Source organism: Leucobacter sp. PH1c, assembly GCF_000633415.1.
GTDB lineage: Bacteria > Actinomycetota > Actinomycetes > Actinomycetales > Microbacteriaceae > Leucobacter.
The window spans coordinates 1-16,756 of the sequence record NZ_AYMV01000017.1; the positions used below are offsets into that span (position 1 = coordinate 1).

Consider the following 16,756-nt stretch of genomic DNA (forward strand, 5'->3'; position numbering starts at 1 on the left):
CCTCTGGGTGGGGCTGGGCTGCCCCGGAGAACCTGGAACTTAGTTCGACTTTGCGCCGTTTAGACCCTGCGATAGCGGGGCAAACTCAAACTTTGTTCGCTTGTGCGCGGCCGGGCGGCCAAACGAGCGGGCACCCGCCAAGATCCGGGCGACTTTGATCCGGTATGACCCCGCTATACCGGATCAAAGTCGGCCCAAACTTGGGTGGCGGGGGTGGCGGGGGCGGTGCTGGGCTGGCCGCGGGGGTGGCGGGGGCGGCGCGAGCCAGGCGCGGCACCCGAGCCAGGCGCGAGCCAAGCCCAAGCCCAGCCCCCAGCAGGTCCGCCTAGTAGCGCTCGCCCACCCGGACCACGTAGCCGGCCTCGCGGAGCGCCTCCGCCACCTGCTCGCCGTGCTCGGCGCCGCGCGTCTCGATGTGCAGCTCCAGCTCCACCTCGCTGACGGGCAGCTCGGTCGCGTGCCGCGTGTGGATCACCTCGATCACGTTGGCGTTCTGCTCGGCCACGATCGTCGCCGTGCGCACGAGCTGGCCGGGCACGTCGGGGAGCAGGATCCGGAGCTTCGTGTAGCGCGCCGCGGCCGCGAGGCCGTGGCCGATCACGCGCTGGAGAAGCAGGGGATCGATGTTCCCGCCCGAGAGGATCGTCGCGGTGGGGCCGGTGAGCTGCAGCTTGCCCGTGAGCATCGCCGCGACGCCCGCGGCGCCCGCCGGCTCGACGACGAGCTTCGCGCGCTCGAGGAGCATGACGATCGCGCGGGCGATGTCGTCATCGCTCACCGTGACGACCTCGTCGACGTACTCGCGCACGAGGTCGAAGTTGCGCACGCCGGGCCGGGCGACGGCGATGCCGTCGGCGATCGTCGACTTCGTCTGGATCGTGACGGGCTCCCCCGCCGCGAGCGACACCGGGTAGGGCGCCGCGTTCTCGGCCTGCACGCCCACGATCCGGATCGAGCGCCCCTGCGCCGCCGCCCACTGCTTGGCGGCGGCCGCGACGCCGGCGATGAGCCCGCCGCCACCGATCGGCACGATGATGTTCTCGATCTCGGGCGCGACGTCGAGCATCTCCAGAGCGATCGTGCCCTGGCCCTCGATCACAGCGGCGTCGTCAAAGGGCGGGATGAAGGTCGCACCGCTCTCGCGCACGAACTCCTGCGCGGCCTGGTTCGTCTCGTCGAACGTCGCGCCGACGAGCCGCACGTTGGCCCCGTAGTTGCGGGTGGCCTGGAGCTTCGGCAGGGCGACGCCCAGCGGCATGAAGATGGTGGCGGTGATCCCGAGCTCGCGGGCGGCGAAGGCGACGCCCTGCGCGTGGTTACCGGCCGAGGCGGCGACCACGCCGCGGGCGCGCTCCTCCTCGGAGAGCTGAGTAAGGCGGTTATATGCGCCGCGGAGCTTGTAGGCGCCCGTGCGCTGCAGGTTCTCGCACTTCAGGTAGACCCGGGGCACGCCGAGAATCTCCGCGAGGAAGCGGGAGGATTCGAGCGGGGTGCGCCGCGTGACCCGGTGCACCACGTCGAGCGCTCCGCTGAACTGCTCCAGGGTGGGTGCCGTGGTGGTCTGGGTCATGAGAGGCCTTCCTTGCGATTCAGTTTGGCGACGCTGCGTGCGCGGTGCTTCGCCTGCTGGTGGGTACGTTCACGTTTGTGGTAGAGCGCAACGGGGTCGGTGCCGGGGGTCCACTCCCGGTTCACGAGCGTGTTGACGATCGAGTTCGCGGCAGCGGCGAGCGGCACCGCGAAGAGGGCGCCGGGGATGCCCGCGATGAGCGCGCCCGTCGACACGGCGAGCACGACGCCGAGGGGGTGCACCTTCACGGCGTTGCCCATGACGAGCGGCTGGAGCACGTGGCCCTCGATCTGGTTGACGAGGATCACGACGCCGAGCATGAGGAGCGCGTTGATGGGCCCGTTGTAGACGAGCGCGATGAACGCGGCGAGGAGGCCCGTGGTGATCGCGCCGAGGAACGGGATGAAGGAGCCGAGGAAGACGAGCACCGCGATCGGGATCGGGAGGGGGACGCCGAGGAGCGCGGCACCCACGCCGATGCCCACGGCGTCGACGAACGCCACGAAGATCTGCACGCGCACGTACTGCCCCACCGAGACCCAGCCGGCGCGGCCCGCGGCGTCCACGGGGGCGTGCGCGCGTGCGGGGAGGAAGCCGAGCACCCAGAACCAGATCCGCTTCCCGTCGATGAGCAGGAAGATGAGCGAGAACAGGGTGAGGAGTGCGCCGGTCACGAACTGGCCGGCGGAGGTGGCGACGCCGAGCGCGCCGTTCAGGATCTCGGTCTGGTGCTCCTGCACGGTCTTGAAGATCTGCCCGGTGAAGCTCTGGAGCTGCTCGGCCGTGATCCCGAGCTTGTTGTCCTCGATCCAGTGCAGCACCTCCCACCACACCTCTTCGGAGCGGGAGGAGAGGTCACCGAGGCCGTTGCGCAGCTGGGTGACGATCAGGTTGATCAGGATCCACACCGACGCGACGAACAGGGTGAGCGCCGCGACGACGCCCATCCAGTGCGGGGCGCCCCGGCGCACGAACCACTGCACCACGGGGGCGAGCAGCGCGGTGAGCAGGATCGCAATGAGGATCGGGATCACGATGATCCGCACCTGCACGATGAGCCACAGGAAGCCCGCGAGGGCGAGCGCGATGAGGATCAGCCGCCAGGACCATGCCGCGGCCACCCGGATGCCGAGCGGCAGCTCGTTGGCGGCGCTGCCGCCCTCGGCCGCGCCCACGTCGTCTCTACGCTCGTCCACGGCACAATCCTAGCGAGCGGCATATGCGCGCGCGGTGCGGATCCTGCCCGATCACAGGAACCGCTGCAGCGGTCCGCGGGCGAGCGCGGCCTTCGCGCGAGTGAACGGCGGCATGATGGTCGCCGCGAGCGTCTCGGGGCGCAGCGGCTTCGAGAGCACGGCCTTCTCGTGGCTGAACGTGCGGAAGGAGCGTTCGCCGTGGTACGCGCCCATGCCGCTCTCCCCCACGCCGCCGAACGGCAGCTCCGGGGCGGCGAGGTGCAGGGCCGGGATGCCGAAGCCGAGCGCGCCCGAGCTCGTCTCGGCTTCCCAGCGGGCGCGCACGGCGCGGTCCTCGCTGAAGATGTACGCGGCGAGGGGCTTGTCGCGGCCAGTGACGAAGCCGAGCGCATCGTCGAGGCCGGTCACCTCGACGAGCGGGAGGATCGGGCCGAAGATCTCGTCGCGCATCACGGCGGCGTCACGGGGGACGCCGCCGAGCACGGTCGGCGCGATCCAGCGATCCGCCGCGTCGTGCTCGCCGCCCACGAGCACCTCGCCGTCGGCCAGATAGCCCGTGAGGCGGGCGAACTGCGCGTCGGAGACGATGCGGCCGTAGTCGGGGTTGCGCTGGGAAGCGCTGCCGTAGAGCTCGTGGATCGCGGCGCGCAGCGCCGGGCCGAGCTCGCGGAGCACGGCGGCGCTCGCGAGCACGTAGTCGGGCGCGACGCAGGTCTGCCCCGCGTTCATGAACTTGCCCCAGGCGATGCGGCGCGCAGCGTCGGCGATCGGCACGGAGTCGTCGATGTACACGGGCGACTTGCCGCCCAGCTCGAGGGTGATCGGCGTGAGGTGCTCGGCGGCGGCGCGGGCCACGATGCGCCCCACGCGACCGTTGCCCGTGTAGAAGATGTGGTCGAAGCGCTCGGCGAGGAGGGCCGTCGTCTCGGGCACCCCGCCCGTCACGACCGCGACAGCGCGACGGTCGAGCGCGTCGGGCACGAGACGCGCGATGAGCTCCGCGGTGGCCGGGGCGAGCTCGCTCGGCTTCACGATCGCCGCGTTGCCCGCGGCGAGGGCCCCGACGAGCGGGGAGAGCGCCAGCATGAGCGGGTAGTTCCACGGCGCGATGATGAGCGCAACGCCGAGCGGCTCGGGCACCACGCGCGCCGTCGCCGGCTGCAGCGCGAGGGGCACGGGCACGCGGCGGGGGCGCATCCACCCGCTCAGCTCGTCGAGCGCGTGCTCGATCTCGGCGAGCAGGAAGCCGATCTCGGTGAGCTGCGCCTCGGTGGCCGATTTCCCGAGGTCGGCGAGGAGCGCCGCCTCGAACTCCGCGCCGCGCTCGACGAGCAGTCCGCGGAGGCGGCGCAGTTGCTCCCTCCGCCAGGCCGCGGGCCGGGTGAGGCCGGTGCCGAAGCTGTGGCGCAGGCCCGAGACGATTCCGGGGATCCGTTCGACTGACGTGTCACGCATGGCCCCACCCTACTCCCGGGCGGCTCGGCGGCCTACCAGAAGTGCAGACCGGGGATGATGAGGAAGATCCCCACCAGCACCGCGAAGCCCGAGAGCCCGAAGCAGACGTTCGCGGCGATCGTCGCCCAGCGCGGGCGGCCGGTGTCGATGTCGTCGTCCTCGTCGTCGCGCGACGGCCCGTTGGGCTCGTAGCTGCCGTCCGCGCGGGGCGCGGGCGGCGCCGGCGTCGCGAGGAACCGGATCCCGAGCGAGTACAGGGCCACGACGAACACCGCGGAGACGAGCGCGGCGCCGAAGACGATGAGGAATGCCATCCAGTCGATCATTATCGGGTCTCCCCCGTGTTCGCGTCGCGGTCAGTTCGGCCGTCGGCGGCGTGTGCCTCCTCGGCGGCCGCCGCCTGCTCCGCGGCGGCCTCCGCCTTCTCCGCCTCGCGGAGCGCCTTCTCGGCTTCCTTCGCCGCGACATCGTCGCGCACGGCGGACTGGGCGACGGGCGTGAGCTGCGTCATCGAGCCGGTCTTGGTCTTCACGGGCTTGACCTTCGACTTGCGGATGCGGACGGCGTAGCCCGACTCCGCGACGTCGGGGACGGGGATCGCGTTCGAGTGGTCCACCTTGTTGCGGTTCGAGCGCCAGAAGATGAAGAGGATGAAGCCGAGGCCGAGCACGGCGTCGATGATGATGCCGACCATGCCGAGGTGCGCGATGAGCGCGGCGATCGCGCCGACTGCGGCCGCGGCCGGAAGCGTGAAGAGCCAGCCGGAGGCGATGCGGCCGACGGTGCGCCAGCGCACGCTTGAGCCGCGGCGGCCGAGGCCGGAACCGATCACGGAGCCCGAGGCGACCTGCGTCGTCGAGAGGGCGAAGCCGAGGTGGGTCGAGGCGAGGATCGTCGCCGCGGTGCTCGTCTCGGCGGCGAAGCCCTGCGCGGGCTTCACCTGGGTGAGGCCGGCGCCGAGCGTGCGGATGATCCGCCAGCCGCCCGAGTAGGTCCCGATCGCGATCGCGAGGGCGCACGAGATGATCACCCAGAGGTGCGGGCCCGTATCGGGATCCTGCATGTTCGCGGCGACGAGCGTGAGCGTGATCACGCCCATCGTCTTCTGCGCGTCGTTCGTGCCGTGCGCGAGCGCGATGAGCGAGGAGGACGCGATCTGCGCGTAGCGGAAGCGGCCGCGGCCGTCCTTCTTGCCGTCGTGCCGGCGCGTGATCGCGTAGGCGACCTTCGTCGCGGTGAACGCGACGATGCCCGCGGTGAGCGGGGCGGCGAGCGCCGGGATGATCACCTTCGACAGGAGCACCCCGCCGTTGATCGCGGAGAAGCCCGCGCCGACGATCGCTGCACCGATGAGCCCGCCGAACAGCGCGTGCGAGGAGCTCGAGGGGAGGCCGTAGAGCCAGGTGAGGAGGTTCCACACGATGGCGCCGATCAGGCCAGCGAAGATCATCGCCGGCGAGATGAGCACGCCCCCGTCGCCCTCGTTGATGAGGCCGCCCGAGATGGTCTTCGCGACCTCGGTCGACAGGAAGGCGCCGACGAGGTTCAGAATCGCGGCGAGGAGCACCGCGGTCTTCGGCTTCAGCGCCCCCGTGGCGATCGGCGTCGCCATCGCGTTCGCCGTGTCATGGAAACCATTGGTGAAGTCGAAGAAGAGGGCCAGTACGATGACCAGCAGCACGACGAGAGTGAGTTCCACCGGCGTCTTTCGTTCGGGAGCAGGGGCCGTGGACCACCCGCAGTGTCACCAGAACTTCACCGAACGTTCAGCAGAGATGCCTTGACACGCGAGCGCCACGTTCATGGTTCCACCTCAGGGGGAGCAGGTCAAGCTGAGGAGGGGTCGTTTACCTGCCGTTCACCGTGCCCAGCGGACGCACGATCTGCAGCGCTAAACTGGCGTCCCGTCGATCCCCCAGGAGGTCCCCCGTGAGCACCGCACAGCTGAGCGATTTCATCCCCGAATCCGGCGCGATCACCATGTTCTCGACGGAGTGGTGCGGCTACTGCAAGCGCCTCAAGCTGATGCTCGACAAGTCGGGCATCGCGTACACGGAGATCGACATCGAGCAGACGCCGGGCACACCGGAACTCGTCATGGCCGCGAACGGCGGCAACCAGACCGTGCCGACCGTCGTCTACCCCGATGGCTCGACCGCGACGAACCCCTCCCTCAATGACGTGAAGGCCCAGCTCGGCCGCTAGCCGAAGCTGACGCGCGCCTCTTCGTAGCGCGCCGCGGGCACGGTCTTCAGCGCGCCGACTGCCTCGGCGAGCGGTACGAGCTCGATCCGGTCGCCGCGGAGACCCGCGAGCGTGCCCCACGCCCCCTCGTGCGCCGCGTCGGCCGCGGCGATCCCCGTGCGCGTCGCGAGCACCCGGTCGAACGCGGTCGGCGATCCGCCGCGCTGCACGTGGCCGAGCACGGTCGCGCGCGTCTCGATGCCCGTGCGCTCCTCGATGCGCGGCGCGAGCACCTCGGCGACCCCGCCGAGGCGCGGCCGGCCGAAGCCGTCGAGGCCGGCACGGGTGATCGCGTCGGGCTCCCCCGCGGGGCGGAAGCCCTCGGCGACGACCACGAGCGAGGAGCGGCCGCGATCGCGCACGCTCAGCACCCACTCGCAGATCTGCTCGACGGACTCCGGGAACTCGGGGAGGAGGATCAGCTGCGCGCCGCCGGCCATGCCGGCGTGCAGGGCGATCCACCCGGCGTCGCGTCCCATGACCTCGAGCACCATGCAGCGCCGGTGCGACTCCCCCGTGGTGCGGAGCCGGTCGATCGCCTCGGCGGCGACGGACACCGCCGTGTCGAAGCCGAAGGTGTAGTCGGTTCCCCCGAGGTCGTTGTCGATCGTCTTCGGCACGCCGACGACGGGGATCCCCGCGCCGCTCAGCATGTGCGCGACGGTCTGCGTGCCGTTCCCGCCGATCAGCAGGAAGCCGTCGATCCCGAGCTCGGCCATGCGTGCGCGCACGGCGGCGAAGGCCTCGGGCGATGGGCGCCCCTCGGGGAACGGCGGCACGCGGCTCGTGCCGAGCATGACGCCGCCGAGCGGGGAGATACCGCGCACGGCGAGGCGGTCGAGGGGAACGGTGTCGCCGTCGTGGAAGCCGCGCCAGCCGTCCATGAAGCCGACCATCTCGAAGCCGTGCACCTCGACGCCGCGCAGCACCGCCCCGCGGATCGCCGCGTTCATTCCCGGGCTGTCGCCGCCCGAGCAGAGCACACCAATCCGCATGACTCCCCTTCGCGTCAGGTTCGCGCCGCCGGCCGATCCGGCACCGCGCTCCCCCATGCTAGCGCTGGCACGATCCTCCCGGACAGGGAGGATCGCGCCAAGTGCGCGCAGGAAACGGTCAGCGCCCGGACGTGGCGATCGCGCGCTCCAGCACGCCCATGAGCGCGAGCAGCTGCACCGAGTCCTCGTCCTCCGCCTTCGCCTCTGCGCCATCGAGCGCGCGGGCGGCGAGGCCCGCCTTGCCGTCGATGAGCTCCGCGATCTTCGCGTCGATCGTCTGCGCCGCGACGATGCGCCACGCGGTCACGGGCTCGGCCTGGCCGATCCGGTGCACGCGGTCGATCGCCTGCGTCTGCTCCGCATCGGTCCAGCTGAGCTCCGCGAGCACGACGTTCGAGGCGGCCTGGAGGTTGACACCGACGCCCGCCGCGGTGAGCGAGCAGACCGCGACGGCGACCTCGGGATCCTTGTTGAACGCGTCGATCTGCTCCTGGCGGAACGCGGTCGTCTGATCGCCGCGGATCGAGACCGTCTTGAGCCCGGCCTCGGCGAGCTGCGCCTCGACGCGATCCATCACGTCGATGTGCTTCGCGAAGAACACGACCTTGCCCACGGAGCGGGCGAGCTGCGCCGCGTAGTCGGCGGCGAGGCCGGCCTTCGCCTGGCCGATCTGACGCACCATCGTGAACACGTTCATGCCGTCGGCGGACGCGTTCGACTCCTCGAGCTCCTGGGCGCAGACCATGCGGATGATCGCCTCGTCGCTCAGCTTCTCGCCCAGCTTGCCCCGCTTCACGGCGGAGAACCGGTCGAGCAGCTTGCGCGCGAGCTGCGCCTCGGCCTCGCGGATGCCGCGGCCGTACTCGTCGTCCAGCTCGACCGGCAGGTCGACCACGCGCTTCGCGGGCAGGTCGGCGGCCACGTCGATCTTGCGGCGGCGCACGATGCCCATGTCGACGACGCTCTGGCGGGCCTCCCGGTAGAAGGCCGAGTCCGCCGGCGTCCAGCCGTTGCTCTCGAGGCGGGCCATCAGCTCGGGGCCCGGCTTCTCCGCATCGGTCCAGCCGAGGAAGCGCCAGATGGCACGGAAGTCGTCGATGTCGTTGATGAGCGGCGTGCCCGTCAGCGCGATGAGCAGCGGCGAGGCGCCCGGGGTGCGCTCGCGGATGCTCTCGGCGATCGCGAGCACGTTGCGCGAGCGCTGCGACTGCACGTTCTTGATCATGTGGGCCTCGTCGACCACCATGCCTCTGAAGCCGAAGCGCGAGATCCAGCTCAGGTGACGATCGAGGATCTCGTAGTTCACGACGAACACGTCGGCGAAGGCGTCGATGTCCTGGCCGTCGCCGTGGATCACGGTGACGCGGCGCTGCGGCGTCCAGCGCTCCACCTCGCGCGCCCAGTTCATCTTGACGACGTTCGGCACGACCACGAGGAGCGGGTAGGCCTCCGCGACCGATGCCGCGATGACCGACTGGGCCGTCTTGCCGAGGCCGGGCTCGTCGGCGAGGAGGAAGCTGCGGTGCCCCTCGCGCACGCTCGCGAGGAAACGCGCCTGGTGGTCCATGAGCTCGCGGCCCGCGGGGGCCAGGCGGTCCGGCACGGGCGGCTCGGGCAGGGGCATGCAGGCGGAGCCGCCGCCGCCCTGCTCGAAGGACTTGAGGAGGGGGCCGAGGAGCTCCCAGTTCGCGAGGCGCACGACGGGGGTCGGCTGCTTCGGCGGGGTGAGATCCGGCGCGAGGAACGGGTTCGCGAGCATGCGCGCCTCAACGCCAGCGGGCTCCACCTGGCGCTCGGCGAGCTCCGGCGGCACGTAGGCCTTGACGGGCTCGGGAGCGGCCTTTTCCTCCTCGGGGAGTTCGAAACCGGCCTGCGTGAGCATCTTGCGCTTCAGCTGCCGGGTCGCCTCGGTGATCGGCGCGGTCGGCTCGAGCAGCGTGATGAGGCTCGTGTCGCGGGCCGCCGTCTTCGCGAGAATGGCGGCGACGCCGTCGAGGCGCTTCAGCGTCTCGGCACGCTCGGAGTCGCTCACCCCCTCCTCGGTCTTGATCCGGGCTCGCTCCTCGCGCATGAGGAGCGCGATCACGTGGAACTTGGTGCGGTTGGCCGGGGTGGCCTTCCCGCGCTGCGCGGAGGCCTCGACCTCGCGGACGGCTCGGGCGAGGAGCGGGATGATGCCCTCGTTGTGCGTGTGCTTGCGGCGACCGTTCGCGCGCGAGGACCCGTTCGAACCGCGCGAAGCGTTCTTCGCAGTGGACTGACGCGTGGCAGTGTTGGATGCCAATGGATCTCCTGATCGGCGTGGGACGAACTCGGAACGCGTACCGAGCCGCGGGCCGGACACGAGGCGCCGAGCCTGACCTCATGCGCGGCATGGGGCTCAGAACGCGCTCGCGGAAGCGACCGTAGGTCGATCGTACCACTTCGCGCTGCGGCCGCAGGGCGGCGATTCTCACGGCCGCGGGGCCGTGGTTCCCACGGCCGCAGGGCGGCGGTATTCACGGCCGGATCGAGCCCCGCTCCCGCGCGTCAGTCCGCGAGAAGCCGGCGGGTCTCCGCGACATCCGCGTGCATCTGCACGAGCAGCGGATCAAGGCCGTCGAAGCGGACCATGCCGCGGAGCCGGTGCGCGAACTGCACCTCGATGCGCTGCCCGTAGAGGTCCCCCGAGAAATCGAGGATGAACGCCTCGACGCGCGACTGCTCGTCGGGGGTGAAGGTGGGGTTGTTGCCCACCGAGATCGCGGCGACCCGGCGCTCGTCGCCGAGCTGCACCCAGCCGGCGTACACCCCGTCCGCCGGGACGAGTCCCTCGATGGCGCCGCCGAGGTTCGCCGTGGGGAAACCGATCTCGCGGCCCCGGGCATCGCCGTGCACTACCTCGCCGCGGACGGCGGGGGGACGGCCGAGCATGCGGGCGGCCGCTGCGACATCGCCCGCGACGACCGCGGCGCGCGCCGCGGAGGAGGAGACGGGCGCGGCGGCCGCGTCCTCGACCCAGTCGACCACCTCGGCGGAGAAGCCCTGCGCGGCTCCGAGCTCGCGCAGCAGGGCGCCGTCGCCCGCGCCGCGGTGCCCGAAGCGGAAGTCGGCGCCCATGATCACGTGCCGGGCGCGCAGCCGTCCGACGAGCACGTCGGTGACGAAGGTCTCGGCCGGGATCTGCGCGAAGTCCGCATCGAACTCGACCATGACGCACACGTCGACCCCGGCCGCCTCGAAGGCCTCGAGCCGCTGCGCCCGGCTCATGAGCGGCTGCGGGCACACGGCGGGGTTCAGGTAGCTGAGCGGGTTGTTCGCGAACGTGAAGACGACCGTGAGCTGCCCGCTCCCCGCCGCCTCGTCGCGGAGCCTGCGGAGGATCGACTGGTGTCCGAGGTGGAGCCCGTCGAACTTGCCGATGGCCACGCAGCTGCCCGCCGGGAAGTCCGCGGGGTCGATCGCCGCGAGGGAATCGACGACGCGCATCAGCGCGCGCCCTGCGGGGCGGGCGCTGACGCCGCGGCGGTCCCCTGCCCGGCGCGGGCCGCGCGGCCCGAGCGGCGCAGCCAGATCAGCCCGAGCACGGGGAGCACGAGCGGGATGAAGACGTAGCCGCTGCCGTAGAACGACCAGACCGAGGGGTGGCCGAAGAGCTCCGGTGTCGTGAGGCTCAGGGTGCCGACGATGAGGACGCCGCACAGCTCGAACACGAGCGCCGCCCAGGCGACCCCGCGCCACACGCGAGCGCTCGCGGACTCCCGCTTCCGCACGCCCATGATGAGCGCGACGGTCGCGACGATGTACACGACCCCGGAGACGGCCGAGAGCGCGTACGCGAGCGGCGCCTCGTCGAACTTCGACAGGATCTGGTAGACGGAGCGGAACGTCGCAGCGATCGCCAGGATCATGTACACGGCGATGAGGACGCGCCCCAGGCCGCCCATCCGCTCGCCGCGCGCTGCGGGCGCGGGGGCAGCGGAACCGGGATCGACGGGGCCGGGAGTAGCAGGGTTCGACACGGCCCTCAGTGTACTCGCCCCGGATCCCCGGGAGCTCAGACCGCTCGCACGCGCGGCTCCGCCGGCGCGCCCGGCTCCTCAGCCCACGGTCGCGAGGAACAGCTCGCCCGCGCCCGTCAGCCGGATCGGCTCGCCCGCGGACACGTAGAGCGACTGCCCTCGGCGCGCGGTGGCCACCTCGGCAAGATCCGTCGCCGTGCGCTCCACGCGCACGCGGCCCGCCGTGACCACGAGCACGATCGGGTGCGGTGCGGGGATCTCGACCTCGGCGGCGGCGTCCGCGTGCTCGGGCAGCGCGTCGCGGTCGCAGAGGCGTGCACGGAGCAGCTGGAAGTCGGGAACACCCGGCCGCCACGCGACGAGGCCGGGGCGCAGCCGCGTCTCGGGGAAGCGCGGCTCGGCGATCTCTCCGGCGTCGAGCACCCGGCAGAGCTCCGCCACATCGATGTGCTTCTCGGTGAGGCCGGCGCGGAGCACGTTGTCGGAGGCCGCCATCACCTCGACCGCGATCCCGCCCAGGTAGGCGTGCAGCTGGCGCGCGGGCAGGAACAGCGCCTCCCCCGGCGCGAGTCGCACCACGTGCAGGAGCAGCGAGACGAGCACTCCGGGATCCCCCGGGTGCGCGGCGAGCAGCGCCTCGAGCGCGGCCGCGCGCTCCGGCGGCAGCTCGCCCCCGAGCTCCGCCGCCGCCGCGGGCAGCGCGGCGAGCGCGGCGGCGACCGCCGGGTCGGTGCCGAACGCCCACGGCAGGAACGCTCGGCGCACCGCATCCTCCGACGCCCCGGGCGGGCACTCGAGCTGCTGTGCGACCGCGTCGAGCGCGTCGGCGCCGGTCGTAGCGTCAGCGCCGGTCGCAGCGCCAGTGCCGCTGCCCGAGTCGGCCGCGCGAGCGGCTCCCGCGAGCATCCGCAGCTCGCGCCGCGCCTCCGCGAGCTCGCGGAACCCGCTGAGCGCCGTCACCTCGCTGAGTGCCACGAGCAGTTCGGGCTTGTGGTTCGCGTCCCCATAGTTGCGGGTGCGCGCATCGCGCGGGATGCCCGCGGCTTCCTCGGCCGCGAAGCCCGCCGCGGCCTGCGCGCGATCCGGGTGCACCTGGAGCGACAGCGGGGCGCCGATCGCGAGCACTTTCAGGAGGAACGGGAGCGGGCCGCCCGCGACGCCGTAGCGCTCCGGATCCCCCTCGACGAGGTCGATGAGCGTCTGCCCCACGGGCGTCGCCTTCGCGACATGCGCGGGACTCCCGGGGTGCGTCCCCAGCCAGAGCTCGGCCTGCGGCTCGCCCGTCGGCGGCGTTCCGAGCATCTCCGCGAGCGCGTCCATCGAGCCCCACGCGTATGCGCGCGGGGTGTTCTCGATAAAGATCAGCACGTCTCTCCTCGGGGCTCGGGCCGCCCCGCGGCACGGTCGGCGCGGCGGCGAGGCGTCCAGCCGCCGGGCCGGTCGCGGGAGCGCGTTCCCAGCCCGCCCCACCCGGTGAGGTTCACGCCATGCTCTACCATACCGACTATGGCGGAGAGCAGGACCAGACTCGGCGTGAGCGCGTATGCGATCTGCGTATTCGCGCTCGCGCTCGGCAGCACGGGCGTGCGCAACCTCGTGGGTTGGGTGGGCTTCCTCGGCATTGCCGCCGTGCTCACCGCGATCGGCGTCGTGATCTTCATCCGGGAGAAGCCCGAGCGCTTCCGCTGGTACCGGCTCCCCGCGCCGCTCTACTGGTTCCTCCTCCTCGCGGTCGCCTCGATCGCCTGGTCGCAGTACCGGCTCGAGTCGGTGCTCGGCGTGATCGCGCAGCTCGCGACGACGCTCCTCGCCGTCGTGCTCGCCTTCGTGCTGACCTGGCACGAGGTGCTCCGCACGCTCGGAGCCGCGCTCCGCTGGATCATCGGGCTCTCGTTCCTCTTCGAGCTCTGGGTGGCCGTCATCGTTCGCGAACCGGTGTTCCAGAACTTCATCGAGCTGCCCGCGGAGGGGGAGAAGGTCTCGAAGCTCCTCTACTGGAGCCGCGACCTGCTGTTCGCCGGTGGCCCCATCCAGGGCCTCGTCGCGAGCTCCGTCCTCTTCGGCTTCATCGGCCTGCTCGGCCTCATCGTGTTCGGGATCCAGCTCCGCGCGGGCCTCGTCGGACGCACCGCCGGCTGGTTCTGGGTCGCCGCCGCGGTCGCGACGCTCCTCCTCACCCGCGGGGCGACCGTCTGGGTCGCGCTCGCCGCGGTGCTCGTCGCGCTCGCGCTCGCGCTGTGGGCACGGCGGCTCGGGCCCGAGCGGCGCGTGCCGCTCTACGCCGTGGGCGCGGCGCTCCTCGTCACGGCGGTGGGACTCGTGCTCTTCGCCCGCGACTTCGTCTTCGGCCTGCTCGGCAAGAGCGGCGACATGACCGGCCGGCTCGAGACCTGGCACAAGGTGATCGAGCTCGCGGAGCAGCGGCCCTGGTTCGGCTGGGGCTGGGTGAGCTACTGGGCGCCCTGGGCCGAGCCGTTCGCCTCGCTCGACGAGAAGGCGGGCATCGCCGTCATGAGCGCGCACAACGCGTGGCTCGACGTGTGGCTCCAGCTCGGGATCGTCGGGGTGCTGGCGTTCGCCCCCCTCGTGCTGCTCACCACCTGGCGAGTCTGGTTCCGCGCCGTCGACGCCCCCCGGCGCGGTTTCGGCCCGGCGCTCCCCTACGCGACGAGCGCGCTCTGGCCGCTCCTCGTCGTCGTGGCGCTCCTCGTGCAGTCGCTCACGGAGAGCCGGCTCCTCATCGAGGGGAACTGGTTGCTCCTCGTGCTCATCGCGGTGAAGTCCCGCTTCGACTTCCAGCTCCCGTCGCTCGATGCCGAGCCGACGAAGCTCCCGTGGCGGCAGATCCCCATCCCGCGGAGCCACGCGCCCCGCTCGTCCACGCCGAGCGGGAGGTAGCGCCGTGCTCCCCCTCACCGCCGAGCGCCTGGCACAGCTCCGGGGCGACGCGGCGCTCGAACGCGAGACCATGCTCGAGCGACGCGTGCGCGGCGGGCAGGATCCCGCGATCGCCGTCGAGGAGGTGCCCGAGGTCGACGACTTCGTGGTGCACACGCTCCGCGACGAGCTGCTCGAGGCTGACGGCCGCCTCGCCGAGTTCGGTCTCGCGCGCCTCGCCGCGCGCGCGGGCGGACCGGATGCCGACGAGCATCGCAGGAACGCGGACCGCGTGGAGTTCGAGCTGCTGCGCCAGATCGCCGCGGCGGCGCCCGACCTCACGGTCGCTGTCTGGCGCGCGGGCGCGCACCTCGCCGCCGACTGATCAGGCGCCCCGCAGGCACCCCGCAGGCACCGCCGGTAGACTGGGTCGGCCTGTGCCCGTCCGACCGAAAAGAGAGGCACGTACTCGATGCCGACCACGCTGCAGTCGATCGTCTTCCCGCTCACCCAGGATCCCGATGTCCTCCCGCTCTACGCAGACGCGGAGACCTGGTCGAAGGTCGGCGGACGGCACGTCCGCCTGAGCGAGAACGCGCACCTCGACAACGTGCTCTCCCGCACCAGCTCGCGCGTGCGCTCGGGTCAGCGCGTCTCCTTCGCGAGCTACTTCAACGCGTTCCCCGCCGCCTACTGGCAGCGCTGGACCGTCGTGACGGAGGTCTCGCTGCGGCTCACGACGAGCGGCTCGGGCACGATCATCGTCTACCGCTCGAACGCGGGCGGCGTGCAGCAGCGGGTCGACTCCCGCACCGTGAGCGGATCGACGGAGACGGTCTTCGAGCTGCCCCTAACATCGTTCAGCGACGGCGGCTGGTACTGGTTCGACTTCATCGCGAGCACCGAGGATCTCGTGCTCGAATCGGGCTCGTGGACCACGGAGGCCGAGCCCGTCGCCACGGGCAAGCTGAGCCTCGGGATGACGACGTACAACAAGCCCGACTACTGCGTCGCGACCCTCGCGAACATCGCGGAGAACCCCGCGCTCACCGAGGGGATCGACCGCATCTTCCTCGTTGATCAGGGCACGCAGAAGGTGCGCGACGAGGACGGCTTCGACGCGGTCGCCGAGCGCCTCGGCGAGAAGCTCCGCGTCATCGAGCAGGGCAACCTGGGCGGTTCCGGCGGCTTCTCGCGCTCGATGGCAGAGACGCTGGAGCGCGAGGACACCGACTTCCTGCTCCTCCTCGACGACGACGTGGAGTTCGAGACGGAGAGCGCGCTGCGCGCCCTCCAGTTCGGCCGCTTCAGCCGCGAGCCCGTGATCGTCGGCGGCCACATGTTCGACCTGCTCGACAAGCCCGTGCTGCACGCGTGGGCCGAGGTGGTCCGCCCGGATCCGTTCATGTGGGGCCCCTCGTTCGAGGAGCAGCACCGCCACGACTTCCGCAAGCGGAACCTGCGCCAGACGAAGTGGATGCACGCGCGCCTCGACGCCGACTACAACGGCTGGTGGATGTGCATGATCCCGAAGAAGGTCATCGCCGACATCGGGCTCTCGATCCCCGTCTTCATCAAGTGGGACGACGCCGAGTACGGCCTCCGCGCCAAGGCGGCCGGCTACCGCACGGTCTCGCTGCCCGGCGTCGCGCTCTGGCACGTCTCGTGGCTCGACAAGGATGACTCGCAGGACTGGCAGGCGTTCTTCCACACCCGCAACCGGATCATCGCGGGGCTGCTCCACTCGGACCGTCCGAAGAGCGGGAAGCTGCTGCAGAACAGCGGCCGCCAGGACATCAAGAAGCTGCTCAACATGCAGTACTACGCGACCCAGCTCGCGGTCGACGGCATGCGCTCCGTGCTCCGCGGACCCGACGGGCTCCACGATGACATCTCCCAGGACATGCCCGCGGCACGCGCCCGCGCCAAGGACTTCCCGGAGACCCGCGTGTACCGCCCGGGCGATCCCGAGACCCCCGTCGCCCCGGCGGGCCGTGCGCTCCCGCTCCTCGAGAAGCCGACCGACTACCCGAAGGGCGCCAGCCTGGCGCTCTTCACGCTGCGCATGGTGCCGCGGCACTGGCGGCGTACGAGCAGCGAGGCCGAGCAGCGCGTGCCCGAGCTCGAGTACGCGAAGCGCGACGCGCTCTGGTGGCGCATCCCCCACCACTCGAGCGTGATCGTCGGTGCCGCCGACGGCAGCGGGAAGATGTGGTACCGCCACGACCGCGCGAAGTTCCGCCGCCTGCTGCGCGAGTCACGCGAGCTGAGCCGCGAGATCGAGAAGAACTGGGATCGGCTCGCAGCCGAGTACCGTGCGGCGCTCCCCCGCATGACGTCGCCCGAGGAGTGGCGCAAGACCTTCGAGGGGCGCTAGCCGCGTCGGCTGTTCAGCCTTCAAGACCAAGAACGTCCCGG

Annotated in this window: 14 protein-coding genes; 4 read left to right on the plus strand and 10 right to left on the minus strand. The window is 71.6% G+C overall.

The features are described 5' to 3' along the window. Window positions 1–325: 325 nt before the first annotated feature. From ilvA to U874_RS0105610, 5 genes are read right to left on the minus strand one after another with little or no spacing between them, the layout of a single operon-like run. Window positions 326–1,570, minus strand: coding sequence for a threonine ammonia-lyase (gene ilvA / locus U874_RS0105590; protein WP_025133558.1), 1,245 nt, complete (start codon window positions 1,568–1,570; stop codon window positions 326–328). Next, on the minus strand, window positions 1,567–2,766 hold the full coding sequence (locus tag U874_RS0105595) for an AI-2E family transporter (protein WP_025133559.1): 1,200 nt from the start codon (window positions 2,764–2,766) through the stop codon (window positions 1,567–1,569). The genes ilvA and U874_RS0105595 overlap by 4 nt, the downstream gene beginning before the upstream one ends. A gap of 51 nt (window positions 2,767–2,817) precedes the next feature. Continuing rightward, entirely contained in the window at window positions 2,818–4,221 is a 1,404-nt protein-coding gene (locus U874_RS0105600) for an aldehyde dehydrogenase family protein (protein WP_025133560.1), read from the minus strand. A gap of 32 nt (window positions 4,222–4,253) precedes the next feature. Continuing rightward, window positions 4,254–4,547, minus strand: a complete 294-nt coding sequence (locus U874_RS0105605) for a hypothetical protein (protein WP_025133561.1) — start codon at window positions 4,545–4,547, stop codon at window positions 4,254–4,256. Further along, complete coding sequence (locus U874_RS0105610; RefSeq protein WP_025133562.1) at window positions 4,547–5,920, minus strand: inorganic phosphate transporter; 1,374 nt, start codon at window positions 5,918–5,920, stop codon at window positions 4,547–4,549. Before U874_RS0105610 ends, U874_RS0105605 begins: the two co-directional genes overlap by 1 nt. Window positions 5,921–6,201: 281 nt before the next feature. Between U874_RS0105610 and U874_RS0105615 the strand changes: the two genes are divergently transcribed. Next, window positions 6,202–6,426 (plus strand): mycoredoxin, encoded by a 225-nt coding sequence (locus tag U874_RS0105615; RefSeq protein WP_029987739.1) that lies wholly within the window; start codon window positions 6,202–6,204, stop codon window positions 6,424–6,426. Here U874_RS0105615 and U874_RS0105620 read toward each other — a convergent pair. From U874_RS0105620 to manA, 5 genes are all read right to left on the minus strand, one after another. Then, window positions 6,423–7,460, minus strand: coding sequence for a 6-phosphofructokinase (locus tag U874_RS0105620; RefSeq protein ID WP_025133564.1), 1,038 nt, complete (start codon window positions 7,458–7,460; stop codon window positions 6,423–6,425). The genes U874_RS0105615 and U874_RS0105620 overlap by 4 nt on opposite strands. Before the next feature lie 118 nt (window positions 7,461–7,578). Continuing rightward, a complete protein-coding gene (locus U874_RS0105625) occupies window positions 7,579–9,744 on the minus strand; it encodes a DEAD/DEAH box helicase (protein ID WP_025133565.1) in 2,166 nt (721 codons plus the stop codon). Window positions 9,745–9,989: 245 nt separating this feature from the next. Then, a complete protein-coding gene (locus U874_RS0105630; RefSeq protein WP_025133566.1) occupies window positions 9,990–10,928 on the minus strand; it encodes a bifunctional riboflavin kinase/FAD synthetase in 939 nt (312 codons plus the stop codon). After that, window positions 10,928–11,386 carry a hypothetical protein gene (locus U874_RS0105635; RefSeq protein WP_025133567.1) on the minus strand — a complete coding sequence of 153 codons (459 nt, stop codon included), beginning with the start codon at window positions 11,384–11,386 and terminating at the stop codon, window positions 10,928–10,930. The genes U874_RS0105630 and U874_RS0105635 overlap by 1 nt, the downstream gene beginning before the upstream one ends. 153 nt (window positions 11,387–11,539) lie before the next feature. Then, window positions 11,540–12,829, minus strand: a complete 1,290-nt coding sequence (manA, locus tag U874_RS0105640; RefSeq protein ID WP_025133568.1) for a mannose-6-phosphate isomerase, class I — start codon at window positions 12,827–12,829, stop codon at window positions 11,540–11,542. A 138-nt stretch (window positions 12,830–12,967) separates the two neighbouring features. Between manA and U874_RS0105645 the strand changes: the two genes are divergently transcribed. The 3 genes from U874_RS0105645 to U874_RS0105655 all read left to right on the plus strand — a co-directional run bounded on the left by U874_RS0105645 (window position 12,968) and on the right by U874_RS0105655 (window position 16,715). Then, a complete protein-coding gene (locus U874_RS0105645; protein WP_025133569.1) occupies window positions 12,968–14,359 on the plus strand; it encodes an O-antigen ligase in 1,392 nt (463 codons plus the stop codon). 4 nt (window positions 14,360–14,363) lie between these two features. Further along, the gene (locus tag U874_RS0105650) at window positions 14,364–14,723 is read left to right on the plus strand and encodes a hypothetical protein (RefSeq protein WP_025133570.1); all 360 of its coding nucleotides are present in this window, start codon (window positions 14,364–14,366) and stop codon (window positions 14,721–14,723) included. An 87-nt stretch (window positions 14,724–14,810) separates the two neighbouring features. Beyond that, window positions 14,811–16,715, plus strand: coding sequence for a glycosyltransferase (locus U874_RS0105655; RefSeq protein ID WP_025133571.1), 1,905 nt, complete (start codon window positions 14,811–14,813; stop codon window positions 16,713–16,715). The last annotated feature ends 41 nt before the right edge of the window (window positions 16,716–16,756 follow it).